The organism is Bradyrhizobium sp. GW821-FHT13H06 (assembly GCF_058803975.1).
Window position 1 is genome coordinate 962,795 of record NZ_JBXAPN010000002.1, and the last position, 25,027, is coordinate 987,821.

At 65.9% G+C, this 25,027-nt stretch carries 21 protein-coding genes; 14 read left to right on the forward strand and 7 right to left on the reverse strand.

The annotated features are described in order from the left end of the window. Positions 1-137: 137 nt before the first annotated feature. Positions 138-3,014 carry an EAL domain-containing protein gene (locus tag AC1RQP_RS11460; RefSeq protein ID WP_239627254.1) on the forward strand — a complete coding sequence of 959 codons (2,877 nt, stop codon included), beginning with the start codon at positions 138-140 and terminating at the stop codon, positions 3,012-3,014. Positions 3,015-3,198: 184 nt separating this feature from the next. Here the strand turns inward: AC1RQP_RS11460 and AC1RQP_RS11465 are convergent, their stop codons facing one another. Next, on the reverse strand, positions 3,199-3,462 hold the full coding sequence (locus AC1RQP_RS11465) for a DUF7662 domain-containing protein (protein ID WP_035708505.1): 264 nt from the start codon (positions 3,460-3,462) through the stop codon (positions 3,199-3,201). Positions 3,463-3,606: 144 nt separating this feature from the next. Here AC1RQP_RS11465 and AC1RQP_RS11470 point away from each other — a divergent pair, with 144 nt between their 5' ends. After that, positions 3,607-5,103 (forward strand): sensor domain-containing diguanylate cyclase, encoded by a 1,497-nt coding sequence (locus AC1RQP_RS11470; protein ID WP_492936999.1) that lies wholly within the window; start codon positions 3,607-3,609, stop codon positions 5,101-5,103. Between the two features lie 154 nt (positions 5,104-5,257). Here the strand turns inward: AC1RQP_RS11470 and AC1RQP_RS11475 are convergent, their stop codons facing one another. Further along, the gene (locus AC1RQP_RS11475) at positions 5,258-6,136 is read right to left on the reverse strand and encodes a UTP--glucose-1-phosphate uridylyltransferase (protein WP_492937000.1); all 879 of its coding nucleotides are present in this window, start codon (positions 6,134-6,136) and stop codon (positions 5,258-5,260) included. 205 nt (positions 6,137-6,341) lie between these two features. On the opposite strand from AC1RQP_RS11475, the gene AC1RQP_RS11480 reads away from it, so the two are divergent. Together AC1RQP_RS11480 and AC1RQP_RS11485 are read left to right on the forward strand one after the other, a co-directional pair. Further along, positions 6,342-7,727 (forward strand): lytic murein transglycosylase, encoded by a 1,386-nt coding sequence (locus AC1RQP_RS11480; RefSeq protein ID WP_492937001.1) that lies wholly within the window; start codon positions 6,342-6,344, stop codon positions 7,725-7,727. A gap of 169 nt (positions 7,728-7,896) precedes the next feature. Then, positions 7,897-9,621 (forward strand): SGNH/GDSL hydrolase family protein, encoded by a 1,725-nt coding sequence (locus AC1RQP_RS11485; RefSeq protein ID WP_492937002.1) that lies wholly within the window; start codon positions 7,897-7,899, stop codon positions 9,619-9,621. A gap of 244 nt (positions 9,622-9,865) precedes the next feature. On the opposite strand, the gene AC1RQP_RS11490 is transcribed toward AC1RQP_RS11485, so the two are convergent. Then, positions 9,866-10,234, reverse strand: a complete 369-nt coding sequence (locus AC1RQP_RS11490) for a CsbD family protein (protein WP_131871924.1) — start codon at positions 10,232-10,234, stop codon at positions 9,866-9,868. A 61-nt stretch (positions 10,235-10,295) separates the two neighbouring features. After that, a complete protein-coding gene (locus tag AC1RQP_RS11495) occupies positions 10,296-11,033 on the reverse strand; it encodes an SDR family NAD(P)-dependent oxidoreductase (protein ID WP_492937003.1) in 738 nt (245 codons plus the stop codon). Between the two features lie 98 nt (positions 11,034-11,131). On the opposite strand from AC1RQP_RS11495, the gene AC1RQP_RS11500 reads away from it, so the two are divergent. Both AC1RQP_RS11500 and AC1RQP_RS11505 read left to right on the forward strand, forming a co-directional pair. Next, complete coding sequence (locus AC1RQP_RS11500) at positions 11,132-11,911, forward strand: SDR family NAD(P)-dependent oxidoreductase (protein WP_492937004.1); 780 nt, start codon at positions 11,132-11,134, stop codon at positions 11,909-11,911. Between the two features lie 97 nt (positions 11,912-12,008). Next, positions 12,009-12,896 carry a TauD/TfdA dioxygenase family protein gene (locus AC1RQP_RS11505; RefSeq protein ID WP_239627266.1) on the forward strand — a complete coding sequence of 296 codons (888 nt, stop codon included), beginning with the start codon at positions 12,009-12,011 and terminating at the stop codon, positions 12,894-12,896. 158 nt (positions 12,897-13,054) lie between these two features. On the opposite strand, the gene AC1RQP_RS11510 is transcribed toward AC1RQP_RS11505, so the two are convergent. Continuing rightward, a complete protein-coding gene (locus AC1RQP_RS11510; protein WP_061880942.1) occupies positions 13,055-13,699 on the reverse strand; it encodes a YqgE/AlgH family protein in 645 nt (214 codons plus the stop codon). A 141-nt stretch (positions 13,700-13,840) separates the two neighbouring features. Between AC1RQP_RS11510 and AC1RQP_RS11515 the strand changes: the two genes are divergently transcribed. Continuing rightward, complete coding sequence (locus AC1RQP_RS11515) at positions 13,841-14,680, forward strand: protein-disulfide reductase DsbD domain-containing protein (protein WP_492937005.1); 840 nt, start codon at positions 13,841-13,843, stop codon at positions 14,678-14,680. A gap of 82 nt (positions 14,681-14,762) precedes the next feature. Further along, complete coding sequence (locus AC1RQP_RS11520; RefSeq protein WP_492937146.1) at positions 14,763-16,139, forward strand: flippase; 1,377 nt, start codon at positions 14,763-14,765, stop codon at positions 16,137-16,139. Between the two features lie 11 nt (positions 16,140-16,150). Here the strand turns inward: AC1RQP_RS11520 and AC1RQP_RS11525 are convergent, their stop codons facing one another. Further along, positions 16,151-17,125, reverse strand: coding sequence for a LysR family transcriptional regulator (locus AC1RQP_RS11525; protein WP_492937006.1), 975 nt, complete (start codon positions 17,123-17,125; stop codon positions 16,151-16,153). A gap of 135 nt (positions 17,126-17,260) precedes the next feature. On the opposite strand from AC1RQP_RS11525, the gene AC1RQP_RS11530 reads away from it, so the two are divergent. The 6 genes from AC1RQP_RS11530 to AC1RQP_RS11555 all read left to right on the forward strand — a co-directional run bounded on the left by AC1RQP_RS11530 (position 17,261) and on the right by AC1RQP_RS11555 (position 24,106). Next, positions 17,261-18,283, forward strand: a complete 1,023-nt coding sequence (locus tag AC1RQP_RS11530) for a carbon-nitrogen hydrolase family protein (RefSeq protein WP_492937007.1) — start codon at positions 17,261-17,263, stop codon at positions 18,281-18,283. A gap of 66 nt (positions 18,284-18,349) precedes the next feature. Then, positions 18,350-19,669, forward strand: coding sequence for a substrate-binding protein (locus tag AC1RQP_RS11535; protein WP_492937008.1), 1,320 nt, complete (start codon positions 18,350-18,352; stop codon positions 19,667-19,669). Positions 19,670-19,678: 9 nt separating this feature from the next. Then, positions 19,679-20,554 carry a branched-chain amino acid ABC transporter permease gene (locus AC1RQP_RS11540; RefSeq protein ID WP_014439677.1) on the forward strand — a complete coding sequence of 292 codons (876 nt, stop codon included), beginning with the start codon at positions 19,679-19,681 and terminating at the stop codon, positions 20,552-20,554. Then, complete coding sequence (locus AC1RQP_RS11545; protein ID WP_492937009.1) at positions 20,551-22,422, forward strand: branched-chain amino acid ABC transporter ATP-binding protein/permease; 1,872 nt, start codon at positions 20,551-20,553, stop codon at positions 22,420-22,422. The genes AC1RQP_RS11540 and AC1RQP_RS11545 overlap by 4 nt, the downstream gene beginning before the upstream one ends. Further along, positions 22,409-23,113, forward strand: coding sequence for an ABC transporter ATP-binding protein (locus tag AC1RQP_RS11550; RefSeq protein ID WP_131871932.1), 705 nt, complete (start codon positions 22,409-22,411; stop codon positions 23,111-23,113). The genes AC1RQP_RS11545 and AC1RQP_RS11550 overlap by 14 nt, the downstream gene beginning before the upstream one ends. A gap of 168 nt (positions 23,114-23,281) precedes the next feature. Beyond that, a complete protein-coding gene (locus tag AC1RQP_RS11555; RefSeq protein ID WP_239627278.1) occupies positions 23,282-24,106 on the forward strand; it encodes a sulfite exporter TauE/SafE family protein in 825 nt (274 codons plus the stop codon). A gap of 132 nt (positions 24,107-24,238) precedes the next feature. Here AC1RQP_RS11555 and AC1RQP_RS11560 read toward each other — a convergent pair whose 3' ends face one another. Beyond that, a complete protein-coding gene (locus AC1RQP_RS11560) occupies positions 24,239-25,027 on the reverse strand; it encodes a 3-hydroxybutyrate dehydrogenase (protein ID WP_061025180.1) in 789 nt (262 codons plus the stop codon).

A 25,027-nucleotide genomic window follows, 5' to 3' on the forward strand; every position in this document is an offset into this window, starting at 1 on the left:
GGCCAGGCCGGAAACCCTTTGATTTTCCTCGCTTTCGTGGCATCTATCGCGACGCGCCGAACCACTTCGGTCCGGTCTGAATCGCCTTCTAGATTCGCCTTGCACTCAGAGTTTGCGTCGAACGCGGAGAATTGACCTTGCGTCTGATCAGGTGCCTCGCGCCCATCGCGCTGGGCCTCATGATTCTTGTCGCCGCGTATCCCGCGCGCGCGCTGGACGCCGTCAGCGTCCGCAGCGACGCGCCCGCGATCGACCTCACCGGCGTGCTCGAGCATCAGCGCAGCGATGCCGATCGCATCCAGGTCTCCACCGCGCCCGGCACCGACGGCATCGTCCGCCGCATCGAGGTGCGCGCCCGCGAAGGCGGGCAGAACTGGGTGGTGTTCGCGCTCGCCAACAACACCGACGACCAGCTCGACCGCCTGATCGTCGCCCCGCATTATCGCATTGTCTCCTCGGGGCTGCTGTGGCCCGACCTCGGCCTGTCGCGCATCGCGACCATCACGCCCTCGATCGGCGACCGGCCCGAGCGTCAGGAAAGCGCCACCGCCGACGTGTTCCGCATCACGCTCGACCCCGGCGCCGTCGTCACCTTCGTTGCGGAGCTGCGCACCGACAAGCTGCCGCAGCTCTATCTGTGGGAGCCGGAATCCTACAAGGACAAGGTCAATTCCTTCACGCTCTACCAGGGCATCGTGATCGGCATTTCCGGCCTGCTGGCGCTGGTGCTGACCATCCTGTTCGTCGTCAAGGGCAGCATCATGTTCCCGGCCGCCGCCGCGCTGGCCTGGGCGGTGCTGGTCTATATCGGCGTCGATTTCGGCTTCTGGGGCAAGGTGCTCGACATGTCGAACAACGCCGAGCGCATCTGGCGCGCGGCGGGCGAGGCCATCCTCGCGGCAACGCTGCTGGTGTTCCTGTTCGCGTACCTCAATCTCAGCCGCTGGCACGTGCGCTATTCCCACATCACGATCGGCTGGCTCGCCTTCCTCGGCTCGCTGGTGGCGCTGGCGCTGTTCGATCCGGCGGTGGCCTCCGGCATCGCGCGCATCTCGCTGGTGCTGATCGCCTTCGCCGGCTTCGCGCTGATCGTCTATCTCTCCACCCACGGCTTCGACCGCGCGGTGCTGTTGATCCCGACCTGGTTCCTGCTGGTGGTCTGGGTGGTCGCGGCCGGCATGACCGTCGCGGGCTCCGTCACCAACGACATCGTCGGCCCGGCCCTGCTCGGCGGCCTCGTGCTGATCGTGATGCTGATCGGATTCACGGTGATGCAGCACGCCTTCGCCGGCGGCGGCGCCACCACCGGCATCGTCTCCGACATCGAGCGGCGGGCGCTGGCGCTCGCCGGCTCCGGCGATCTGATCTGGGATTGGGACGTGTCCGCCGACAAGGTGTTCACCAGCCCCGAGACCGAGGCCCTGCTCGGACTCAAGCGCGGCACGCTGGAAGGCCCCGCGGCGTCCTGGCTCGAAGTGCTGCATCCGCTCGACCAGGACCGTTTCCGCGCCGCGCTCGACAGCGTGCTCGACCAGCGCCGCGGCCGGCTGGTGCAGGATTTCCGCCTGCGCACGCCGGACGGTCATTTCATGTGGTTCGCGCTGAAGGCCCGCCCGGTGGTCGGCTCCGACGGCGAGGTCTCGCGCGTCGTCGGCACGCTCACCGACGTCACCGAGCTCCGCAACGCCGAGGAACGCCTGCTGCACGATTCCGTGCACGACAACCTCACCGGCCTGCCCAACCGCAAGCTGTTCATGGACCGGCTGGGCGCTGTCGCCAACTTCTCCAAGACCATGCCGACGCTGCGGCCGACGCTGATGGTGATCGATCTCGACCGCTTCAAGCAGGTCAACGATTCCGTCGGCATCGCGGTCGGCGATTCCATCCTGCTCACCCTCGCCCGCCGCCTCACCCGCATCCTGAAGCCGCAGGACACGCTGGCGCGACTGGCCGGCGACCAGTTCGGCCTGATCCTGCTCTCGGAACAGGACCCGGCCCGCATCACCGCCTTCGCCGAGACCATCCGCAAGACCATCCGCGCGCCGATCGCCTTCAACGACCGCGAGATCTTCCTCACCGCCTCGATCGGCCTCGCCTTGTCCGATCCGCAGACGCAGCTCACGGACGAGATCATCAAGGACGCCGAGCTGGCGATGTACCATTCCAAGCGCATCGGCGGCGACCGCATCGACGTCTACAAGCCCGCCATGCGTGCGCGGAAGACGGACCGGCTGACGCTGGAGAGCGAATTGCGCCGCGCCATCGAGCGGCAGGAGATCACCATCCTTTATCAGCCGATCGTGCGGCTGGAGGATCGTTCGATCGCCGGCTTCGAGGCCCTGGCGCGCTGGGATCACCCGAAGCTCGGCCGCATGGCGCCGTCGGAATTCATCACCATCGCCGAAGAGACCGGGCTGATCGTCGACCTCGGCATGTTCGTGCTCGACCAGACCGCAAAGCAGCTCTCGGTGTGGCAGCGCGCGATGCGCTCGCGCGACCCGATCTTCGCCTCCGTCAACGTCTCCTCACGGCAGTTGCTGCGCCACGATCTGATCCACGACATCCGCACCGTGCTGTCGCGCTCCTCGGTGGCGCGCGGCACGCTCAAGCTCGAACTGACGGAATCGCTGGTGATGGAGAATCCGGAGCACGCGGCGCAGATGCTGACGCGCATCCGCGAGCTCGGCACCGGGCTGTCGCTCGACGATTTCGGCACCGGCCATTCTTCGCTGGCCTATCTCCAGCGTTTCCCGTTCGACACCATCAAGATCGACCAGTCCTTCGTGCGCACCACCAGCCGCGGCACCCGCCCGGTGATCCTGAAGTCGATCATCGCGCTCGCGCACGATCTCGGCATGGACGTGGTGGCGGAGGGCGCCGAGACCGATTCCGATGCGGTCGAGCTCTACCAGATGGGCTGCGAATACGCGCAAGGCTTCGCCTTCGGCGAGCCGATGGATGCGGACGCGGCGATGCGCCTCTTGACGGAAGTGCGGCTGGAAGCGGCGAGCTGACGGCTCTCGTCTTTCCTTCTCCCCTTGTGGGAGAAGGTGGCGCGAAGCGCCGGATGAGGGGTTCGTTCCGCGAATTCAAATGCGCGAGACTAGCGCGCTGAGAGAACCCCTCACCCGCCTCGCCGCTTCGCGGCGAGCCACCCTCTCCCACAAGGGGAGAGGGGAAGAGCGCGCCTCGTCGACGTCAACGCCGCCGCTCGTTCCTCTGCTTCCTGAACCGCACGCTCGCACCGTCCGGCATCCGCGTCGCCACGAAGCCCGCGGCGAGGCAGGCTTCGCGTTGCGGCATCTGGATGTCGGGGCTGCGCAGGCTGTCCCACCAGGAGGCACGATGCGCCGCGCGCGGCAGCGCGGCGCCGATGATCTCCTCGATCTGCTCGAAGCTCAGCACGAACTCCTCCTGCTTCTGCCGCATCAGATAGTCGCGCAACGCGTCGTAGTCGTTCACAAGCGTCCTCTCGTCCGAAGTCCCGTCCGATCTGCCAAAAACCGTTCGACCCATACACCGATTCTTAACTCATTGCGGTAGCGCCGTCCTGCCTTAAACACTACGCAAGCTTTAGGGCGCATCCACTGGTAGCGGGAGCGACCGATGCCCTTTGGATGGCGCGAAATCACGGCCCGGCGGCCATGGCGGATTTCGGCGAAGCTGCTGATCATCTCGTCCGTGGTGACGGTGATCGGCTTCTCGGCCATTTGCGTCAACGTCATGCTGGACATGCGCCGCGGCGAGGAGGCGCTCGCCCGCCAGACGCTGGAGAACCTCGCGACCTCCATCGAGTCCGACATCGGCCGCAACATCGAGATCTACGACCTGTCGCTGAAGGCGGTCGCCGGCAACATGCTGCTGCCCGAGCTCGCGACGGTCTCCAAGACGATCCGCCACCTGATCCTGTTCGACCACGCGACGACGGCCCGGCATTTCGGCGCCATCCAGGTGTTCGATGCCGAGGGCCGGCTGATCATCGACGCTTCCACGCTCGATCCCCTCGCCGAGAACCGGAGCCAGGAGGACTATTTCACGGTCCACCGCGACAATCCCGGAGCCGGGCTCTTCATCAGCCGCCCGATGCTGTTCCGCGGCGCCTATTCCATCGTGCTGAGCCGGCGCATCAGCGATACCGACGGCGGCTTCCTCGGCGTCGTCGCCGGCTCGATCCGCTTCAGCTATTTCCACGAATTGTTCGAGCGGCTGAACCTGGACCCTGAAGACACCATCACCGTGCTCAAGCGCGACCGCACCATCATCATGCGGCGGCCGTTCGATCTCGACATCATCGGCACGAACCTGAACGATCGCCGAAGCTGGAAGGCCGACAATCTCCCGGCCGGTGCCTCCTATTCCGGACAGGGCCCGGTCGATCCGACGCCGCGGCTCTATGTTCGGAGCGGCGACAGCGGACCGCTGTTCGTGGTGGCGGGCAGGCCCCTGGCCGCAGTGTTCGCACTCTGGCAGAGGGAGGCGTTCCGCATCGGCGCCGTGGTGCTGGCACTCGCGCTGTTCGTGCTGGGATCGACGCTCGTGCTCGCGCGCGAGATCGGGCGGCGCGCCGAGGCCGAACGCAAGCTCGAGGAGATGGCGACGACGGACGCGCTCACGGGCCTGAGGAACCGCCGCAAGTTCGATACCGTCATCGACGTCGAATGGCGGCGCGCGATGCGCCAGAAGGCGCCGCTCGCGCTCCTGATGATCGATGCCGATCATTTCAAGGCCTACAACGACACGTTCGGCCATCAGGCCGGCGACCAGGTGCTGGTCGGCATCGCCATCTGCATTTCAGATTCCGTGAGCCGCGCCGGCGACTGCGCCGCGCGCTACGGCGGCGAGGAATTCGCCGTATTGCTGCCGAACACCTCGGCCGACGATGCCTTCAAGGTCGCCGAGAAGATCCGCCTCAAGGTGCAGGGCTGGTCCGACGGCCAGGCGGCCTCGACGGTCTCCTGCGGCATCGCCAGTCTCGTGCCCGCGGCCGGCATGGACTGGCCGGTCCTAGTCGCCGCTGCCGACAAGGCGCTCTATGCCGCGAAGGCCGGTGGGCGCAACCAGTCGGTGGTCGCCAGCATTCCGAAGCTGTCGCGGGTGGCCTAACGAACTCTCTCGCCGTCGTCATTGCGAGCCACCGGGTCCGCGCGAAGCGCGGCCCGATGACAGGCTCCACGAAGCAATCCAGATTGTCTCCGCAGAACCAGCCTGGATTGCTTCGTCGCTTCGCTCCTCGCAATGACGAGTGGAGAGATAGCGCCTACTCCTGCCCCAGATACTTCTTCATCTCGGCGATCAGCCCGTCGCGCAGTTCCGGGCGCTTCATGCCGTAGGCGATGTTGGCACGCAGGAAGCCCGGCTTGGAGCCGCAATCATGGCGCTCGCCATCGAACTCGACGCCGTAGAACTTCTGCGTCCTGGCGAGCCCGATCATGGCGTCGGTGAGCTGGATCTCGCCGCCGGCGCCGCGCTCCTGGGTCTCCAGGATCTTGAAGATCTCCGGCTGAAGGATGTAGCGGCCGGTGATGGAGAGATTGGAGGGCGCCGTGCCCTTGGCCGGCTTCTCGACCATGCCGTCAACCTCGAACATCTTGCCGTTGCGCTTGCCGACACCGCAGATGCCGTATTGGTGGGTCAGGTGATCGGGCACCGCCTCGACCGCGATCAGATTGGATTTCTCGCCAAGCGAGGATGCCATCTCGATCATCTGCTTCAGGCAGCCGGGCGTGTTGAGCACGAGCTCGTCCGGCAGCACCACGGCAAACGGCTCGTTGCCGACGATGTCGCGCGCGCACCAGACGGCGTGGCCGAGGCCGAGCGGCGCCTGCTGGCGGGTGAAGCTGACGGCGCCGGCTTCCGGCTGGTTCTGCGCCAGGATGTCCTGCTCGGCCTTCTTGCCGCGCGCGGCCAGCGTCGTGTCGAGCTCGAACATGCGGTCGAAATGATCCTCGATGACACTTTTGTTGCGGCCGGTGACGAAGATGAAGTGCTCTATGCCGGCTTCCTTCGCCTCGTCATAGACGTACTGGATCAGCGGCTTGTCGACGATGGTCAGCATTTCCTTCGGCATCGCCTTGGTGGCAGGCAGGACGCGGGTGCCGAGGCCGGCAACGGGGAATACAGCTTTGCGAATTCTCATGTGATTGATCGAATACCTGGGGGCACATGTGACGGGAGCAATGGCTTCTTGCTAGCCTGTTTGCAGCCGCCAACAAAGGCGGATGTGGGGCCTCGCCCGGTCAGAGTTAAGAAAAAGGCCGTCACCAAAATTTCACCTTTGTTAAGCTATTGGCAACGCTAACCGGGCCTCCTGTGGCGGATTTTTTCAGGCCGACGGGTGGGACATGATGCAAACGATGGCAGGGCTGGCAAAACGGGCGGGATTTCTGACCGGCGCAGCGATGGTTGCTGCCGCTTCGCTGCTGCCGGCCTGCGCGCACGCCCAGGCCCAGAACGGCCTGTCCAACCTGTTCGGCGGCATCTTCTCCGGCTCCAGTCCGGCACCTTCGCAAGCGCCGCCAGGCCCCGGCGGCGCTCAACCCTGGAGCGGCGAGGACGGCGCCTCGGGCCATCCGTTGATGACGGCCGCCGCGATCCGCGAGGCCGCCGGCAATTTCAGCAATTGCGTCGCCGCGATGTGGCCCGATGCCGCACGGCGCGGCATCACGCAGGAGAATTTTCAGCGCTTCACCGCAGGCCTTGGTCCCGACCTGCGCATCATGGACCTCATGGACTCGCAGCCGGAGTTCACCAAGTCGATCTGGGACTATCTCGACATCCTGGTGAACGACAACCGCCTCGCCAAGGGCCGCGAAATTCTCGCCAAGTACAAGGCGCAGTTCGAGGCCACCGAAAGGGCCACCGGCGTCGACCGCTACATCATCGCCTCGATCTGGGGCATCGAGTCCAACTACTCGACGCAGATGGGCGACCGCAGCGTGCTGCAATCGACCGCGACGCTCGCCTGCATCGGCCGCCGCCAAGCCTATTTCAAGGACGAGTTCCTCTCCGCGCTGGAGATCCTCAACCGCGGCGATCTCAGGCCTGAGCAGCTGCGCGGCTCCTGGGCCGGCGCCTTCGGCCCGACCCAGTTCATGCCGACCGCCTTCAAGCGCTTCGCGGTCGACGGCGACGGTGACGGCAGGCGCGACGTCGTCGACAATCCCACCGACCTGATCGCCTCGACCGCCAACAACCTGAAGAAGGACGGCTGGCAGTCCGGCCAGACCTGGGGCTACGAGGTCGTGGTGCCCCAGGGCTTCAACTACATGCTGGCCGACCGCGCCAAGGCGATGACGATCGCGCAATGGGAGAAGCTTGGGCTGAAGCGGGCGACGGGGCAGCCCTTCCCGCACCCGGCGGAGAAAGCCTATCTGCTGGCACCGGCCGGCGCGCAAGGACCCGGCTTCCTGATGCTGCAGAACTACCGCGTCATCATGAAGTACAACCCGGCCGAGGCCTATGCGCTGGCGATCGGTCATTTCGCCGATCGCCTGCGCGGGGGGCAGCCTTTCGTCCAACCCTGGCCGCGCCAGGAGCGGGAGCTGGCGCGCACCGAGCGGCTGGAACTGCAGCAGCTGCTGGCCCAGCGCGGCTTCTACAAGGGCACCCCGGACGGCCAGTTCGGCGGCCAGACCCGGGAAGCCCTGCGCAACTTCCAGGCCTCGATCGGGGTCCCCGCCGACGGATTTGCCTCATCGGACGTGCTGGACCGGCTGCGCGGGCGGTAAAATCGCGCCGAAAGCAACCCTGAGGCGGGATTTCGACAGGCGGCCTTGACGCCGGCGGCCGTTCCCCGGCCTATGGAGAAGAATCTGCAAAGAGAATCTGCCCGTTTGCGGCCTGATTCCGTTATTATATCGAGCTGCTTCCAATCCCCTCGCGCGCGCCCGAGATCGCATGTCGAAGAAGTCCCTGTTCAAGGTGCTGACCGAGACCGGCCCGTTGATCGCGCTGGGGACGGCGCTTGCAATCCTGGTCTCGGTCGCAGGACCTGCCTCGGCGCAGTTCTTCAACTTCCCCGGTTTCGGCGGCCCGCCGCAGCGAGCGGCCCCGCCACCACGGGGCGGCGGAGGAGGCGGCGGATGGTTCGGCGGCGACTTCTTCGCGCCGTACCCGCCGCAACAGCCGCAGGCGCCGCGTCAGGATTTTTCGCGCGCGCCGGCGCCGGCGAAACGCGACACCATTCCTGAGAAGAACGTGCTGGTGATCGGCGATGCCATGGCCGACTGGCTCGCCTATGGCCTGGAAGACGCCTACAGCGAGCAGCCCGATATGGGCGTGATCCGCAAGCACAAGACCACGTCGGGCCTCATCAAGTATCAGCCGAAGGGTGAGCCCGCGGACTGGGCGGCGGCGGCAAGGGGCATTCTCGAGACCGAGAAGCCCGACGTGATCGTCGTCATGCTCGGCCTCAACGACCGCTCCGCGATCCGTGAGCCCGCTGCCGACAAGACGGACAAGGCGGCCGCGGAAAAGGACAAAGACAAGAAGAGCGACAAAGGCGCGCGCGCCAAGCCGCAGGCAAAGCCGGGTGACGCCAAGCCCGGCGAGACGAAGCCCGGCACCGATACCGCGGCCAAGCCGGACGACAAGCCTGCCGATGCCGATCTGCCGCAGGACGATGCCGACAATGCCGACACGCCCGCGGCCGCGCCGGAGAAGACCGCGCGCAACCCGAACGGCCTCTACGAATTCCGCGACGACCGCTGGGTCGAGCTCTACGGCAAGAAGATCGAGGAGCTCGCCAACATCCTCAAGGCCAAGGGCGTGCCGGTGCTCTGGGTCGGCCTGCCCGCTGTTCGCGGAACGAAGGGCACCGCGGACACGCTGTTCCTGGATTCGCTGTACCGAGAGGGCGCGGCCAAGGCCGGCATCACCTATGTCGACGTGTGGGACGGCTTCGTCGACGAAGCCGGCCGCTTCCTCCAGAAGGGCCCGGACTTCGAAGGCCAGATCCGTCAGCTCCGCAGCTCCGACGGCGTCTATTTCACCAAGGCCGGCGCACGCAAGCTCGCCCATTATGTCGAGCGCGAGATCACGCGCCTGCTCGCGGCACGCTCCGGTCCGATCGCGCTGCCGAGCGAGCCTGCCACCCCCGATACCAGCGCCGAGCCGGGCAAGCCCGCACCGCGGCCGCTGGCGGGGCCGATCGTGCCTTTGGTTGCAGCCTCGATTTCGACCGATCAATTGCTGGGCGGGCCGGGCACGCGTCCAGCCGCCGTCGATGCGCTCGCAGCCAAGACCATGGTGAAGGGTGAACCGCTGGCGGCTCCAGCCGGCCGCGCCGACGATTATGCCTGGCCGCGCCGGGAAGTCGGCCGTGAGCAGGCCAAGGGCGATACGCCGATGGCCACAACGACGCCCGACGGCGGCACGGCGCAGGGGTCGCCAGGAGCGGCCGCGGTGATCGCGCCTCCGAAGCTCGCGCCGAAGAAGCCGCAGGTCCCGCCGCAGCAGCCGGCCCAGGCGACGCCCGCAGGCCGGGACTTCTTCGGCTTCGGCTTCGGCTCTCCGCAGCCGCGCCAATGGACGCCGGCCCCGGGGCCGCGCAATCCGAATTCCAATCCAGGGATTCCGCGCCCGCCTGCCAATGTCGGGCGAGCGGCGGAGATGTTCCGGTAATCTGCCTTGCTGATTTGAGATGTCATACGGGGCGCCCGCGGCGCGAGCCCGGACCCATCAGCCCTATCACCGCGACCGATGAATGAACTCCGGGCCCGCACCGGAAGGCGCGAGCCCGGATTGACGTGGCATTTGGCCGAGCCCTGAAGCGCGACGCGATCAGGATGAATCGTCATCGCACTTTAGGTTGTTGCTCAAGCATGATCTTTTCGGAAAACCGCTGCGCACTTTCCCGGATCATGCCTCAATAGCGCCAACGCGGCGGCGGGCGGCGCGCGGGTCGCGACATCAGGAGTGCGAGCGCGAAGCCGATGCCGCCGGCGACCAGCAGCGCGCCGAGCGGGTTGTCCTGCACCTTCTGCGCGATCGCCTTCGAGCCGTCGCGGAAGGTCTCGCCGCTGTTCTCGTAGGCGTCCTTGGCATAGCCTGCCGCGGTGTCCGTGGCATCACGCACCGCATCCTTGGCCTGGCCGTAGAGATTCTGCACCGTGCCTGCAGCTTCCCGTGCCTTGCCCGACGCCTGCGTCTTGGCATCGCCTGCGATGTCTCCGATCGCGCCTTCCGCGCGTCCGGCATATTCCTTGGCCGATCCGACAATCCGATCCGTATCCATGTTGCTCCTCCTCGGGGGGTCAGCCCAAGTAACCGATCAGGAGCAGTGCAGTTCCACGGGATCAGAGAATGAGACCACCATCGACGACCAGCGTCTGGCCGATGATGTAGGACGACAGCGGCGAGGCCAGGAATAGCGCCGCGCCCGCCATGTCGGCCGGCGTGCCCAATCGTCGCAGCGGGATGCGCGCAAGCGCGCCTTCGAGCCGCTTCGGATTGTCGGTCGTCACCTTCGTCATCTTGGTGTCGACGAGCCCCGGCGCGATGCCGTTGACGCGGATGCCGTCCTCGCCCCAGGCCTCGCCCAGCGTCCGCGTCAATCCGACTGCGCCGGTCTTCGACGCATTGTAGGCGGGATTGCCCATGGTGGAATGATAGGCCGCTGTCGAGGACACGATGATCAGCGAGCCCCTGGAATCCCGCAACATGGAATGGAAGCGCGTCGCGCAGGCCATCAGGCTCATCAGGTTGACCTCGACCACCTTGCGAAAGCCAGCCATCTCGAACTCGCCGCGGCGATAGAGCACCGCGCCCTGCGCGAGCACGAGCACGTCGAGCCTGTCGAAGGACGGCTTGAACGCCTCGATCGCCCCGGCATTGCTGACGTCGAGCTGGGCATAGGCGAGGCCCGTGAGATCGGAGCCTTCCTCGATGGAATATTCCGTAGGCCGAGCACGCGTGCCGCAAACCGCGACATGCGCGCCTCTCGCGCGAAAAGCCTGCGCGATGCCGTTGCCGATGCCGCTGGAACCGCCGACCACCAGCACCTGCTTGCCCGAGAAATCGAGTTCGTTCGCCATCGCGGCCTCCCCTTTCGTCTTGCTTGTTTGACCTGTCTGCGGATCGATGCCAGCCTTGTCAATCACAACAAGAACAAGCACGGCGCGAGGAAAACAGCATGTCCGACTCCAGGGAGCTCAGCCGGTCCGTGAAGGGCCTCACGGTTCTCGTCACCGGCGCGGCCAGCGGCATGGGGCGCGCGACGGCGCGCGTGTTCGCCACCGAGGGGGCCAACGTGGCCGTCACGGATTTCGACGAGCAGGGCGCGGATGTTGTCGCCAAGGAGATTGCGGCGAGCGGCGGTTCAGCCAGGGCGTGGAAGCTCGACGTCGCCGACGGCGGCGAGATCAAGCGCGTGGTCGGCGATGTCGCCGCGCATTTCGGGGCAATCGACATCGTCGTCAACAATGCCGGCATCTCCGTGCGTGTTGCGATCGACGACGAGGCCTATGAGGACGCCTGGGCCAGGGGCATCGCCGTGATGCTGACGGCACATCCGCGCATCATCCGTGCTGCGCTGCCGCACCTGCGCAAGTCGAAGAGCCCGCGCATCGTCAACATCGCCTCGACCGAAGCGCTCGGGGCCACCGCATTGCACAGCCCGTATTCAGCAGCCAAGGGCGGCGTCGCCAGCCTCACCCGCTCGCTGGCGGTGGAGCTCGGCCGCGAGGGCATCACCGTCAACTGCATCTGCCCCGGACCGATCCGCACCGCCATCACCGACCGCATCTCCGAGGAGCACAAGACCATCTACGCCAAGCGCCGCACCGCACTCGGCCGCTATGGCGATCCTGAAGAGGTCGCGCACATGACGCTGAGCCTGTGCCTGCCAGCGGCATCGTTCCTCACCGGCGCGGTGATTCCGGTCGATGGCGGGCTGATGGCCCGCAACGCGTGAGAGCCATGCGCTCGAAGCGTTGACAACGACTGGCGCGGGAGTAGCTTTTTCGTCAACAGAGCGGGGTAACCGCTCGCGACCCGCGGGAGAGAACGTCATGACGATCGCCATCCGGCAGCTTCAGAAGCATTTTGTCGGCGAGGTTTCAGGCCTCGACTTGCGAAAGCCTCTCACACCGGATGAAGCGCGCCAGGTCGAGGCGGCCATGGACAAATATGCGGTGCTGGTTTTCCACGACCAGGACATCACCGACGAGCAGCAGATGGCTTTCGCGCTGAATTTCGGCCGGCGCGAGGACGCGCGCGGCGGCACCGTGACCAAGGAGAAGGACTACCGGCTGCAATCCGGCCTGAACGACGTCTCCAATCTCGGCAAGGACGGCAAGCCGCTTGCGAAGGACAGCCGCGCGCATCTGTTCAATCTCGGCAACTGCCTCTGGCACTCCGACAGCTCGTTCCGTCCCATCCCGGCGAAATTCTCGCTTTTGTCGGCGCGCGTGGTGAATCCGAAGGGCGGCAACACCGAATTCGCCGACATGCGCGCGGCCTATGACGCACTCGACGACGAGACGAAGGCGGAGATCGAGGACCTCGTCTGCGAGCACTCGCTGATGTATTCGCGGGGATCGCTCGGCTTCACCGAATACACCGACGAGGAGAAGGAGATGTTCAAGCCGGTGCTGCAACGGCTGGTGCGGACCCATCCCGTCCATCGCCGCAAGTCGCTGTATCTCTCATCGCATGCCGGCAAGGTCGTCGGCATGAGCGTGCCTGAGGGCCGGCTGCTGCTGCGCGACCTGAACGAGCACGCGACGCAGCCGGAATTCGTCTACGTGCATAAATGGAAGCTGCATGACCTCGTGATGTGGGACAACCGCCAGACCATGCACCGCGTCCGCCGCTACGACCAGTCCCAGCCCCGCGACATGCGCCGCGCGACGGTGGCGGGAACCGAGCCGACGGTGCAGCAGCAGGCGGCGGAATAGCATTTGCTCAGCAACCGGTGTCATCGCCCGGCTCGACCGGGCGATCCAGTACTCCAGAGACCTGCATTTGAGGAATCGTTCTCACCACATCCGCCGCGGCGTACTGGATGCCCCGGTCAAGCCGTGGCATGACAGCGGAGGTGGGACGACGGCGCCAGCTACGCGTGCCCGGCCTCGTTCGAGAGCATGCCGGGATCGATGCCGATCTTCTGCAAAGCGCGGTTGTACTTGTCGTCGACGTCGTCGCCGAAGATCAGATCCGCATCCGCATCGCAATGCAGCCAGCCGTTGCTCTGGATCTCGGTCTCGAGCTGTCCCGGCGCCCAGCCGGCATAGCCGAGCGCGAGGATGGCGTGCTTGGGGCCGGAGCCGTTGGCGATCGCGCGCAGGATATCGACGGTCGCGGTGAGGCAGACGCCATCATCGATCCGCAACGTCGCATTCTCGATGTAGAAGTCGCTGGAATGCAGCACGAAGCCGCGGCCGGTGTCGACCGGTCCGCCCCGCAGCACCTTCATGCTTTCGGCATTCTCCGGCAGCTTGATGTGCTCGCCCTTCCTGATGATGCCGAGCTGCTGCAGCAGCTCGGGGAAGTCGATGCTGCCGGCGGGGTGGTTCACGATGATGCCCATCGCTCCCTCGGCCGAATGGGCGCAGAGATAGATCACCGACCGCTCGAACCGGGAATCGCCCATCACGGGCATCGCAATCAGCAGCCGGCCGTCGAGATAACCGGCCGAATTGGGCAGTGCGGGGCCCGAGCTGCGGGTGCTTTCGCCCGTCCTCTTGCCTGTGGGAGCCATCGGTGAAGCACTCCGGTTTCAATTCCTATCCTGATGTCGGGCCGGTCCGCTGTCAAATCAAGGCTTGCACGGGCTTGATTCAAGTGCACCATCACAAGCAATTCAATGGTTTGGCCGGGAGCCACCCTGTAAAGACGTACCATGCTCACAAGAGTTCCCCTGCGTGCGGCGATTGGCGTCGCGACAACCCTGCTTGCGTCGTCGTTGGCCATCGCCGCCCGTGCCGATGACGCGTCGCCTTGGCAGCGCGACGGACATTCCGCGGTGCGGTTGTTGGCGGGATCGCGCAGCGGCGCGGTCCTGCTAGGCGGTATTGCGTTCCAGCTCGAGCCCGGCTGGAAGACCTACTGGCGCACACCCGGCGATTCCGGCGTGCCACCGCGGTTCGACTTCTCGAAGTCCGACAATGTCGAGGCAGTGACGATCATGTGGCCGGCACCGCTGAAGTTCGACGACGGCGCGGGCGGCCATTCGATCGGCTACCACAACCAGATCGTGCTGCCCCTGCGCATCGTCGCCAAGGCCGCCGACAAGCCCGTGACCTTGCGCGCCGAGATCAATTACGCGGTGTGCGAGAAGCTCTGCATTCCCGTCGAGGCCAGCGCCGAGCTCGGCTTCAACAGCGTCGCCTCGACCGAGGATGCGAACTTGCGTGCTGCGCTCGACACCGTGCCCAAGCCCGCCAATATCGGCGACCCCAATCCGCTCACCATTCGCGACGTCAAGCGCGACGGGCCCAAGAATGTCGTGGTCGACGTGGTGACGCCTGATGGCCGCAACGTCAATCTGTTCGTGGAAGGGCCGACGCCCGATTGGGCGCTGCCGATTCCCACGCTGGTGCCGCACAGCCCGCCTGGGGTGATGCGGTTTTCTTTCGAGCTCGACGGGCTGCCGCCGGGCGCCAAGCCGGATGGTGCGGCGCTCAAGTTCACGCTGGTCGGGCCCGACAAGGCGTACGAGTTCAATACGAACTTGAATTAGCGTCCACCCAACCGAATCTTAACGAATGGTTGCTAGTCCCCTGGCATGCCGCAGCATGCGGGACGCCTGGGGGCTGTTCGACGTGGCCGTGATGGATGCACAACCCGGAACGACCGGACCGGCCGGGCTGATCGCGCGGCTGCGGGCCAAGCTGACCGGCGGATCGAGCGAGGCGTCGCTGACGCGGCGGCTCGCCGGCACCATCTTCGTCATCCGCGTGATCAGCGCGGGGCTCGCCTATGTCTCGCAGGTTCTGCTTGCGCGCTGGATGGGCACGTCCGACTACGGCGTCTATGTCTATGTCTGGACCTGGGTGCTGCTGCTCGGCAGCATGATGGATTTCGGCATCTCCGCCTCCGCGCAGAAGATCATCCCGGAGTATCGCACCAGCGGCGAGCAGGCGCTGCTGCGCGGCTTTCTCTCCGGCAGCCGCTGGCTGACCTTTGCCGTGTCGACGCTGGTCTCGCTCGCCCTTGCCGGCATCGTCAAGCTGCTGTCGCCGTGGATCGATCCGGCCGAGGAATTGCCGCTCTATATCGGCTGCATGACCCTCCCTGCTTTCGTCGTCGCCAACACCCAGGACGGCATCGCGCGCTCGCATGACTGGATGCAGCTCGGCCTGATGCCGCAATTCATCATCCGCCAGGCGCTGATCATCGGCCTCACGGCCGCGGCCTTCCTGCTCGGCTATCATCTCGGCGCGGTCGCCGCGATGGTTGCGAGCGCAGGTGCGGTCTGGATCGCGATGACCGGGCAGATGCTGGTGCTGAATCGCAAGCTCGCCGATCACATCGAGCCGGGACCCAAGGCCTACGACGTCAGGGGCTGGCTCGCCGTCTCACTACCGATCCTGCTGGTTGAGAGCTTCTACCTGCTCTTGTCCTACACCGACGTGCTGGTGCTGCAGCAATTCCGTCCCTCGGACGAGGTTGGCGTCTATTTCGCCGTGGTGAAGACGCTGGCGCTGGTCTCGTTCATCCACTACGCGATGTCGGCCACGACGGCGCATCGCTTCGCGGAATACAATGCGCTCGGCGACAAGGCGCGCCTCTCGGCCTATGTGGCGCATGCCATCAGCTGGACGTTCTGGCCGTCGCTGGCGGCGACCATCGTTCTGCTCGTGCTCGGCAAGCCGTTGCTCTGGCTGTTCGGGCCGCAATTCGTGATCGGCTACGACATCATGTTCGTCGCTGCGATCGGGCTCGTGGTGCGCTCCGCGATCGGGCCGGTGGAGCGGCTGCTCAACATGCTCGGGCAGCAGAAGATCTGCGCGCTGGCCTATGCACTGGCCTTCGTGATGAACCTCGTGCTCTGCGTTGCGCTGGTACCGCGCTATGGCGGCCACGGCGCCGCGGCCGCAACCTCGATCTCGCTCAGCTTCGAGACGGTGCTGTTGTTCTGGATCGTGCGGCAGCGGCTCGGCCTGCATGTGCTGGCGTTCGGCCGCCGCACGGCTTAGCCGTCGCGCCCTCAGCCGCTCTGAAATGCGACGACCGCGGCATCCGCCACCAGCAGCGCGTCGAGCATCTTGCGGCCCGACGTATCCGCCTGCATCAGCGGGTCGGACTTGAACATCGCCTTGAGATAGCTCGAGACGGCGCGGATGCGCGGCACGAACTGGAGGTCGCTGTGGACGTTGATCCAGACGTCGCGCGTCGTCGACATCTTCTCGTGCAACACGGGAACCAGATCGCTGCGGCCAGCCACCGCAAAGCTCGGCAGCAGCACCAGGCCGTTCCCGCCGGCCGCTGCGTTCATCTGCGCGATCATGCTGTTGGAGTGAAAGCTGACCGGCGGATTGCGGATGATGTCGTCGAGCCAGCGCACCGAGTCCAGCTGGATCAGATCGTCGATGTAGGTGACGAAGCTGTGGCGCGCGAGGTCCGCGGGCCGTTCCGGCATGCCCTCGCGTGCCAGGTAATCCCGGGAGCCGTAAAGGGCGAGCTGAAAGCTGCCGAGCCGCTCGGACGCCATGCCCTGTCCCGGCGGACGGAAGAAGCTCAGGAAGATATCGGCCTCGCGGCGATTGACCGAGACGGCCTGCGGCGAGGTCAGGAGCTCGACGGTGAGATCCGGATAACGTTGCCGCAGCGGTGCGAAGCGGAAAGCGAGATAGAGCGAGGCGATGCCTTCCATCGTCGCGAGCCGGACGCGGCCCGCCATCCGGCTGCCGCCGCGCTGCACGTCCTGATGCATCGCAATGACGGCGCTCTCGATCCGCTCGGCGTGACAGAGCAGGCGTTCGCCGGCTTCGTTGACACGCAACCCCTGCGGCGAACGCTCGAACAGCGTCGCGCCCAGCGCGCATTCGAGATGCGCGATCCGCCGGCTGATGGTGGATTGGTCGACCCGCAGACGTTTGGCCGCGCTGCCGAGGCTGCCGCCGCGGGCTGCGTGAAGAAATATCTTGAGGTCGTCCCAGTCGAGCGAGTTGAACTCCTGCATGCCCGCCAGACAGCAAGCGTTGTGCCAGCGACGTACGGTGGGACGGATTGTCGCCCCCTGCAAGCCGTCTTGCAGGATTGTCTGTATCGAGGCCCCGGGGACCCCACTAGCCTGTCCTGAACCAAGGACAAAGCCATGCTTCCTCGCTTCAAGGCCGCCGCGGTCCATGCTGCGCCAGTGTTTCTAGACCGCTCGGCGACCACAAAGAAGGCAATCTCGCTCATCCGTGAGGCAGCCGCCGCCGGCGCCGAGATCGTGGCATTCTCCGAGACGTTCATTCCTGCATTCCCGGTATGGGCTGCGCTGTGGGCTCCGATCGACAATCACGACCTGTTCGTCCGCATGGCGGACCAGTCCGTGCTGGTCGACGGCCCCGAGATCAAGGCGATCCGCGACGAAGCGCGCGCGCTCGGCGTCGTGGTGTCGATCGGCATCAGCGAGAAGTCGCCGGCGAGCGTCGGTGCCATCTGGAATAGCAACCTCTTGATCGGCGAGGACGGCGAGATCCTCAACCACCACCGCAAGCTGGTGCCGACCTTCTACGAGAAGCTGATCTGGAGCGGCGGCGATGGCGCGGGCCTGCGCGTCGTCGACACCAGGCTCGGCAAGATCGGGCAACTGATCTGCGGCGAGAATACCAACCCGTTGGCACGCTATTCGCTGATGGCGCAGGGTGAGCAGCTTCATATTTCGAGCTGGCCGCCGGTTTGGCCGACCCGCCGGCCGGCCGGTGGCGGCAATTACCACATCGCAGCAGCCACCCGGATCCGGGCGAGCGCGCATTGCTTCGAAGCAAAGGTGTTCGGCCTCGTCACCGCGGGCGTGCTCGACAAGGCGGCGCGCGACATGCTGGTGGCGCGCGACGCCTCCGCCGCCGCCGTGCTCGACGCGACGCCGCGCGCGGAAACCTTCTTCCTCGATCCGACCGGCGAGCAGATCGGCGAGGCGCTGCGCGACGAGGAAGGCATCCTCTACGCCGAGATCGATCTCAACCGCTGCGTCGAGCCCAAGCAGTTTCACGACGTGGTCGGCTACTACAACCGATTCGACGTCTTCGACCTCAGCGTCAACCGCCGCCGGCTCAATCCCGTGTCCTTCACCGGAAGCGCGGCGTCCCAGCCGGACGCGGAGAGCGATCACATCGATGCCGGGTCGTGAGCCCGGCTCGTACCCAACCGCAATGCACCGGCCGATCCGGCGGTGATGAAACATGGAAGGTGAGTCATGAAGCTCGATCGTCGTCAGATTCTGCTCGGAAGCGCCGGCGCCGCTGCCGGTCTCGTGCTTCCAGGTAGCGCCGCCTGGGCGCAGACGCCGGCCAGCATCGGCACCTTCCCGGACGGCGTCACCGCGGACTCGGTCTTCATCGGACTGACCATTCCGCTCACCGGCGTCTTCTCCGGCGACGGCGGAGATCTCAAGCTTGGTTACGAACTGGCGATCTCGGAGATCAACGCGGGCGGCGATGCCGCGAAGAAATGGGGCCTGCAAGGCAAGGGCGTGCTCGGCCGCCAGATCCGCTACAAGGTGTCCGACACCGAGGGCAAACCCAATCTCGACGTGCAGAGCGCCACGCAGTTCATCCAGCGCGACAAGGCGATCATGCTTTCAGGCTCGGTGTCGAGCGCCAGCGCAATCGCGCTGGAGGAATTGGGCTCGCGCGAAAAGGTGCTCTACATGGTGGGCATCGCCGGCTCCAACGACATTACCGGCAAGAACTGCCAGCGCTATGGCTTCCGCTCGCAGCAGAACGCCTACATGGCCGCCAAGGCGCTCGCGCCCGTCGTCGCCAAGGCGCTCGGCAAGAACATGAAGACCGCCTTCCTGGTGCCCGACTATACCTACGGCCACACGGTCTATGACAGCTTCGCGAAGTTCTCGAAGGAACAGGGCTGGCAACAGGTCGCCAAGGAAGTGGTTCCGCTCGGCACCACCGACTATTCCTCGGCGCTTCTCAACATCGCCAACAGCGGCGCGGACGTGTTCGTCAACATCGCCTTCGGCGCCGACGCGGTCGCCTCGACCAAGCAGGCCGAGCAATTCGGCGTGCTCAAGAAGATGAAACTGGTGGTGCCGAACCTGTCCTCGTTCCAGGACAAGGAGCTCGGCGCCGAAATCATGCAGGGCGTCTATGGCAGCTGCGACTTCTGGTGGACGCTGTCGGATCGCTATCCGCTCGCGAAGGGCTTCGTCGACGCCTTCGTCGCGAAGAACAAATATCACCCGCGCTGGGGCGCCCATATCGGCTACATGCAGACCTATCTCTGGGCGATGACGGTCGAACGGGTGAAGAGCTTCAATCCGGTCGACGTCATCAAGGCGATGGAGGCCTCGAAGGAGCAGCCCTACGAGACCACGATCGGCAAGGTCTATTTCCGCGCCGAGGATCACCAGATGGTGCGCCCGATCCCGGTCCTGCGCGGCAAGGCGCCGGCGGCGATGAAGGGACCCGAGGACTATTACGAGATCGTCGACGTGGCCGAAGGCGAGAGCGTGATGAATCCGCCGGACCTGTTCGGCTGCAAGCTCGGCCCCTATACCTGAGCCGCCCAGATGCCAAGCTGGCCCGCCCTCGCCTCGCAGGCCTTCAACGGCCTCGCCCTCGGTTCGCTGCTGGCGCTCGTCAGCAGCGGCCTGACAATCATCCTGGGCACGCTCGGTGTCCTGAACTTCGCCCACGGCGCGTTGTTCGCCGTGGGCGCCTATGCCGCCTTCGTCATGCTGCAATACACCCAGTCGTTCCTGCTCGCGATCGCGGTCGGCTGCGGCTTCATGCTGGTGCTCGGCTTCCTGCTCGAGCGTCTGATCATCCGCTTCTTCTACGGCCGGCCGCATGAAGACCAGATCCTCGTCACCTACGGCATCGGCATCGTGCTCGTGGAGTGCGTGCGCGCCGTCTTCGGCGGCAACGCGCAGCGCGTGCCGACGCCGTCATGGGGACAGGGCGCAACGCAGCTCGGCTTCCTGATCTATCCGACCTACCGCCTCCAGCTCATCGCCATCATCGCAACGCTGCTGGTCGGCCTCTATCTCGTGCTCTACCGCACTTCGATGGGTCTCGTGGTTCGCGCCGGAATCGAGAACCCCGGCATGGTCGGCATCCTCGGCATCAACCTGCGGCGCACCTTCCTGCTGGTGTTCGCGATCGGCGTCGTCGCAGTCGGCCTCGCCGGAATGCTGTATGCTCCGGTCGTCGCGGTGACGCCGGACATGGGCGCGAATTTCATGGCGCAGTCCTTCGTCGTGATCGTGCTCGGCGGCCTCGGCTCGTTCCCGGGCGCGGTGGTCGGCGGGCTGATCGCCGGCGAGATCGTCAGCCTCACCAGCGCGTTCAACTCCTCCTATTCGGAAGTGATGCTCTACGCGCTGATGGCGCTGCTCCTGGTGTTGCGCCCGCAAGGCCTGTTCGGCTCGGAAGGACGGGTATGAACAGGTCGCGATCGGGCGGGCTGCGGAGCCACATTCCGGAGCTCGCGATTCTTGCCACGCTGATTGCGGCACCGGTGGTGCTGCCGCATCTCGGCTTCTCCATCGACCTGCTGACGCGGGTGCTGAACTGGGGACTGATCGGGCTCGGCTTCGACATCCTGTTTGGCCTCGCCGGCCTCCTGTCGTTCGGCCAGGCCGCGTTCTACGGCGTCGGCGGCTTCGTCACGGCGTATCTGCTGGTTTCCGGCGCGCTGAGCAGCGTGTGGCTGGCGCTCGCCGCCGGCACGATATCGGCCGGCGCATTCGGGCTCGTCGTCGGCTGGCTCGCGGTGCGCCGCATCGGCATCTACTTCACGATGATCACGCTTGCGTTCGGCCAGATGGCCTATTTCATCGAGAACTCGCCGCTGTCGCACTACACCGGTGGCGAGAACGGCATTCCCGGAGTGCCGGTGCCCGTGCTCGGCTTCGGCGAGCATGCCATCCGCATCGGCGCAGGCCTGCCGATGTACGTGCTGTTCGCGGTGATTTTCTTCGGTGGCTACGTGCTGGCACGCCGCATCGTCCGCTCTCCCGTGGGCGCGATCCTGCTCGCGATCAAGGAGAACACCGCGCGCGTCGCAATGCTCGGCCACAACGTGCCGGCCTACAAGCTCGCAGCCTTCGTCATCGCCGCGCTCTACGCCGGACTCGCCGGCGGCCTGCTCGGCTCGTTCCAGAGCTACATGCCGCCGGACGCGTTCTCGCTGGAGACGTCCGGCCAGCTCGTGGTCCAGACCATCGTCGGCGGCGCCAACACCCTGATCGGACCGCTGGTCGGCGCCGCGGTCTGGCTCTGGCTGCGCGACAATCTCCAGCTCATTCCCGGCCTCACCACGCTGTGGAAGCTGGTGCTCGGCATTGCCTTCATCGTCCTGGTCGTGGGCCTGCGCCGCGGCATCTGCGGCGAGATCATCCATTGGTTGACCGAGCGCCGGACCCTTTCCGCACGTCGGGCCGCCGAGGCCGCAACCGAGGCGATCGAGGCCGGCGCGGTGAAAACCGCATCGAGCAGGGAGCGCGACACCGCCCTGCCATTGCCGTCACCCGCCACCGGCGACAGCGACGTTGCCCTGGAGGCCTGTGCGCTGGCACGGCACTATGGCGGGCTGAAAGCCGTCGACGGCGTCTCGTTCAAGGTCCGCTGCGGATCCATTCATGCCGTGATCGGCCCGAACGGCGCCGGCAAGAGCACGCTGTTCAAGATGCTGCTGGACGAGGTCAGCCCGAGCTCGGGTCATGTGCTGTTGTTCGGATCGCAGGTGACCGGCCACGGCGTCAGCCGGACCGCGCAGTTCGGCATCGCCAAGTCCAACCAGTTGAACCAGCTCTTTCCAAATCTCTCGGTGCGGAAGAATTTGCGCATCGCCGCCCTGGCGCGCTGCCGCGGACCGCTGCGGATCGACCTGCTGCGAACGGCCGACAGCCTGCCGGAGGTGGAGGCACAGATCGAGGCGATCATGGCGCTGCTCGATCTTACGGCGCGCGCCGACACGCCGGCGCACATCCTCGCCTACGGCGAGAAGCGGCGGCTCGAGATCGGCATGGCGTTTGCGACGAGCCCGAAGGTGCTGTTGCTCGACGAGCCCCTCGCCGGCATGAGCCCGTCGGAACGCGCAGCGACCTGCGCACTGATCCGCGACATCGCCCGGACCTGCACCATCGTCATCGTCGAGCACGACCTCGACGCGATCTTCGGCCTCGCCGAGCGCATCACCGTGCTCTACGAAGGCCGCCTGCTCGCCGACGGCACGGCGGACGAGATCCGCGGCAACCAGCAGGTTCAGGACGCTTACCTCGGAGGGCTTCACGCGCATGAGCCTGCTTGAAGTCGACCGCATCAACACGCTCTACGGCGATTCCCACGTCCTGTTCGACCTCTCGATCCGGGTCGAGGAGGGAGAGGTCGTGGCGCTGCTCGGTCGCAACGGCGCCGGCAAGACCACGACGCTGCGCTCGATCATGGGGGTGCTCGCCCCGAGGAGCGGCGAGATCCGGCTCGATGGCAAGCCGATCAGCGGCCTCGCTCCATCCGCCATCGCCAACATGGGCGTGCAGCTGGTCCCGGAGGAGCGCGCGATCTTCGGCGGCCTGACGGTCGAGGAGAACCTGCGCATCGCGGCCCTGACCGCACCGAACGCGTGGTCGTTCGAGCGCATCTACGGTGTGTTTCCGCGCCTGAAGGAACGACGCAAGTCTCTCGGACGAACGCTGTCGGGCGGCGAGCAGCAGATGCTCTCGATCGCCCGCGCGCTGATCCGCGACGCCCGCATCATCCTGCTCGACGAGCCGTTCGAGGGACTGGCGCCGCTGATCGTACGCGATCTCGTCAATGTTGCCGCCAGCCTCGCGCGCGAAGGCCGCACCATGATCGTGGTGGAGCAGAACGTCGCCGCAGCGCTGAGCTTCGCCACCCGCGTCTACGGCCTCAACAACGGCCATGTGGTGTTCGAGGGCACCTCCGCCGAGCTCACCGCCAACCCTGACCTGGCGCGGGATTTCCTCGGCGTCGGCGCGTGAGCAGCGCGAACGGCTGTTTCGCAAGAGGGCACCGATTTGGGCGAAACGACTGTCTGTCGCCGCGCCGCGGAAAGATTTTTCTTATTTGGCTCAGTGGCTTGCCGGGCAGGGAAAGCTTATTCTACGTCATATTGCCCAACCGATGAGATCAACCTAACATTCCCTGAGATGCTTGATCCACTTTACGTCGCCTCCGGATTCGCCGTCGGCCTGCTTGTCGGCATGACCGGCGTCGGCGGCGGCTCGTTGATGACGCCGCTGCTGATCCTGTTGTTCGGCGTCCACCCCTCCACCGCGGTCGGCACCGACCTGCTCTATGCCGCCGCCACCAAGACCGGCGGCAGCGTGGTGCATGGCTGGTCGCGCAGCGTGCACTGGCCGGCGGTGCTGCGGCTCGCCTGCGGCAGCATTCCGGCAAGCGCGGTGACGCTGCTGGTGCTGTGGAAGCTCGACCTCAAGAGCGATGCCGAGCGCAGCCTGGTCAATCTGGTGCTGTGCTTCGCGCTCCTGCTGACCGCGACCTCGCTGATCTTTCGCAAGACGATCATGGAGCGCTATCGCAGCAAGCTGGAACGCGTCGACGCGCGCACCACGGCGATTGCGACCGTGATCACCGGCGTCGTGCTGGGCGTGCTGGTCTCGATCTCCTCGGTCGGCGCCGGCGCGGTCGGCGTCACCGTGCTGCTGCTGCTTTATCCGCGCCTGCCGATGGCGACCATCGTCGGCTCCGACATCGCCCATGCGGTGCCGCTGACATTGGTTGCCGGCATCGGCCATTGGGCGCTCGGTGACGTCGACTGGGCCCTGATGGGCGTGCTGCTGCTGGGCTCTCTGCCCGGCATCATCGTCGGCAGCTTCAGCGCGACGCGCGTGCCCGAGACGGTGCTGCGGCTGACGCTCGCCTGCGTCCTGTTCGTGGTCGCCGGCAGGATCATCTTCGCGGAATTGAACCTGTCGTCGGCCATCGTCACGGCTCTGGCCTGGAGCCATTGAGGCCGGGAGCGGACGCCAGAATCGCAGGGTGCGCAAAGCGAAGCGTGCCCACCATTCACTTCGTTGGGGACGCATGGTGGGCACGGCGCAACGCGCCTTTGCCCACCCTACGGCACCACCGCATCGTCGTGCTTACTCCGCGGTCCAGCCGCCGTCGATCGAGAGATTTGTGCCGGTGATCTGAGCTGCATCGTCGCTGCACAGGAACAGCGCCAGCGCGGCGACCTGCTCGGAGGTGACGAACTCCTTGGTCGGCTGCGCATCCAGCAGCACGTCGTTGATGACCTGCTCGCGTGTCAGGTTGCGCGCCTTCATCGTGTCGGGGATCTGCTTCTCGACGAGCGGCGTCCAGACATAGCCGGGGCTGATGCAGTTGCAGGTGATCTTGTGGGTCGCGACCTCCAGCGCCACGGTCTTGGTGAGACCGGCGATGCCGTGCTTGGCCGAGACGTAGGCCGACTTGAAGGGCGAAGCCACCAGCGAATGCGCGGACGCCGTGTTGATGATGCGGCCCCAGCCCTTCTTCTTCATGCCGGGGACGGCGGCACGGATGGCATGGAAGGCCGAGGACAGGTTGATCGCGATGATCTGGTCCCACTTCTCCGGCGGGAACTCCTCGATCGGGGACACGAACTGGATGCCGGCGTTGTTGACGAGGATGTCGACCGAGCCGAACGTCTTCTCGCCGAGCGCGATCATGCCGGCGATCTCGGCGGGCTTGGTCATGTCGGCCGGCGAGTAGATCGCCTTGACCTTGAAGTCGGACTCGATCTTGGCGCGTTCCTTCTCGATGTCCTCGGCCGAGCCGAAGCCGTTGATGACGACATTGGCACCGGCGGCGGCGAAGGCGCGCGCATAGGCGAGCCCGATGCCGCTGGTCGATCCGGTCACGACGGCGTTCTTGCCTGACAGACTACCCAT

Bases quoted from the DNA above. Each gene is read 5' to 3' on its own strand.
- AC1RQP_RS11470 (WP_492936999.1), top strand. From the start codon at position 3,607: ATGCCCTTTGGATGGCGCGAAATCACGGCCCGGCGGCCATGGCGGATT.
- AC1RQP_RS11475 (WP_492937000.1), bottom strand. From the start codon at position 6,136: ATGAGAATTCGCAAAGCTGTATTCCCCGTTGCCGGCCTCGGCACCCGC.
- AC1RQP_RS11480 (WP_492937001.1), top strand. From the start codon at position 6,342: ATGATGCAAACGATGGCAGGGCTGGCAAAACGGGCGGGATTTCTGACC.
- AC1RQP_RS11485 (WP_492937002.1), top strand. From the start codon at position 7,897: ATGTCGAAGAAGTCCCTGTTCAAGGTGCTGACCGAGACCGGCCCGTTG.
- AC1RQP_RS11490 (WP_131871924.1), bottom strand. From the start codon at position 10,234: ATGGATACGGATCGGATTGTCGGATCGGCCAAGGAATATGCCGGACGC.
- AC1RQP_RS11495 (WP_492937003.1), bottom strand. From the start codon at position 11,033: ATGGCGAACGAACTCGATTTCTCGGGCAAGCAGGTGCTGGTGGTCGGC.
- AC1RQP_RS11500 (WP_492937004.1), top strand. From the start codon at position 11,132: ATGTCCGACTCCAGGGAGCTCAGCCGGTCCGTGAAGGGCCTCACGGTT.
- AC1RQP_RS11505 (WP_239627266.1), top strand. From the start codon at position 12,009: ATGACGATCGCCATCCGGCAGCTTCAGAAGCATTTTGTCGGCGAGGTT.
- AC1RQP_RS11510 (WP_061880942.1), bottom strand. From the start codon at position 13,699: ATGGCTCCCACAGGCAAGAGGACGGGCGAAAGCACCCGCAGCTCGGGC.
- AC1RQP_RS11515 (WP_492937005.1), top strand. From the start codon at position 13,841: ATGCTCACAAGAGTTCCCCTGCGTGCGGCGATTGGCGTCGCGACAACC.
- AC1RQP_RS11525 (WP_492937006.1), bottom strand. From the start codon at position 17,125: ATGCAGGAGTTCAACTCGCTCGACTGGGACGACCTCAAGATATTTCTT.
- AC1RQP_RS11530 (WP_492937007.1), top strand. From the start codon at position 17,261: ATGCTTCCTCGCTTCAAGGCCGCCGCGGTCCATGCTGCGCCAGTGTTT.
- AC1RQP_RS11535 (WP_492937008.1), top strand. From the start codon at position 18,350: ATGAAGCTCGATCGTCGTCAGATTCTGCTCGGAAGCGCCGGCGCCGCT.
- AC1RQP_RS11540 (WP_014439677.1), top strand. From the start codon at position 19,679: ATGCCAAGCTGGCCCGCCCTCGCCTCGCAGGCCTTCAACGGCCTCGCC.
- AC1RQP_RS11545 (WP_492937009.1), top strand. From the start codon at position 20,551: ATGAACAGGTCGCGATCGGGCGGGCTGCGGAGCCACATTCCGGAGCTC.
- AC1RQP_RS11550 (WP_131871932.1), top strand. From the start codon at position 22,409: ATGAGCCTGCTTGAAGTCGACCGCATCAACACGCTCTACGGCGATTCC.
- AC1RQP_RS11555 (WP_239627278.1), top strand. From the start codon at position 23,282: ATGCTTGATCCACTTTACGTCGCCTCCGGATTCGCCGTCGGCCTGCTT.
- AC1RQP_RS11560 (WP_061025180.1), bottom strand. From the start codon at position 25,027: ATGGGTAGTCTGTCAGGCAAGAACGCCGTCGTGACCGGATCGACCAGC.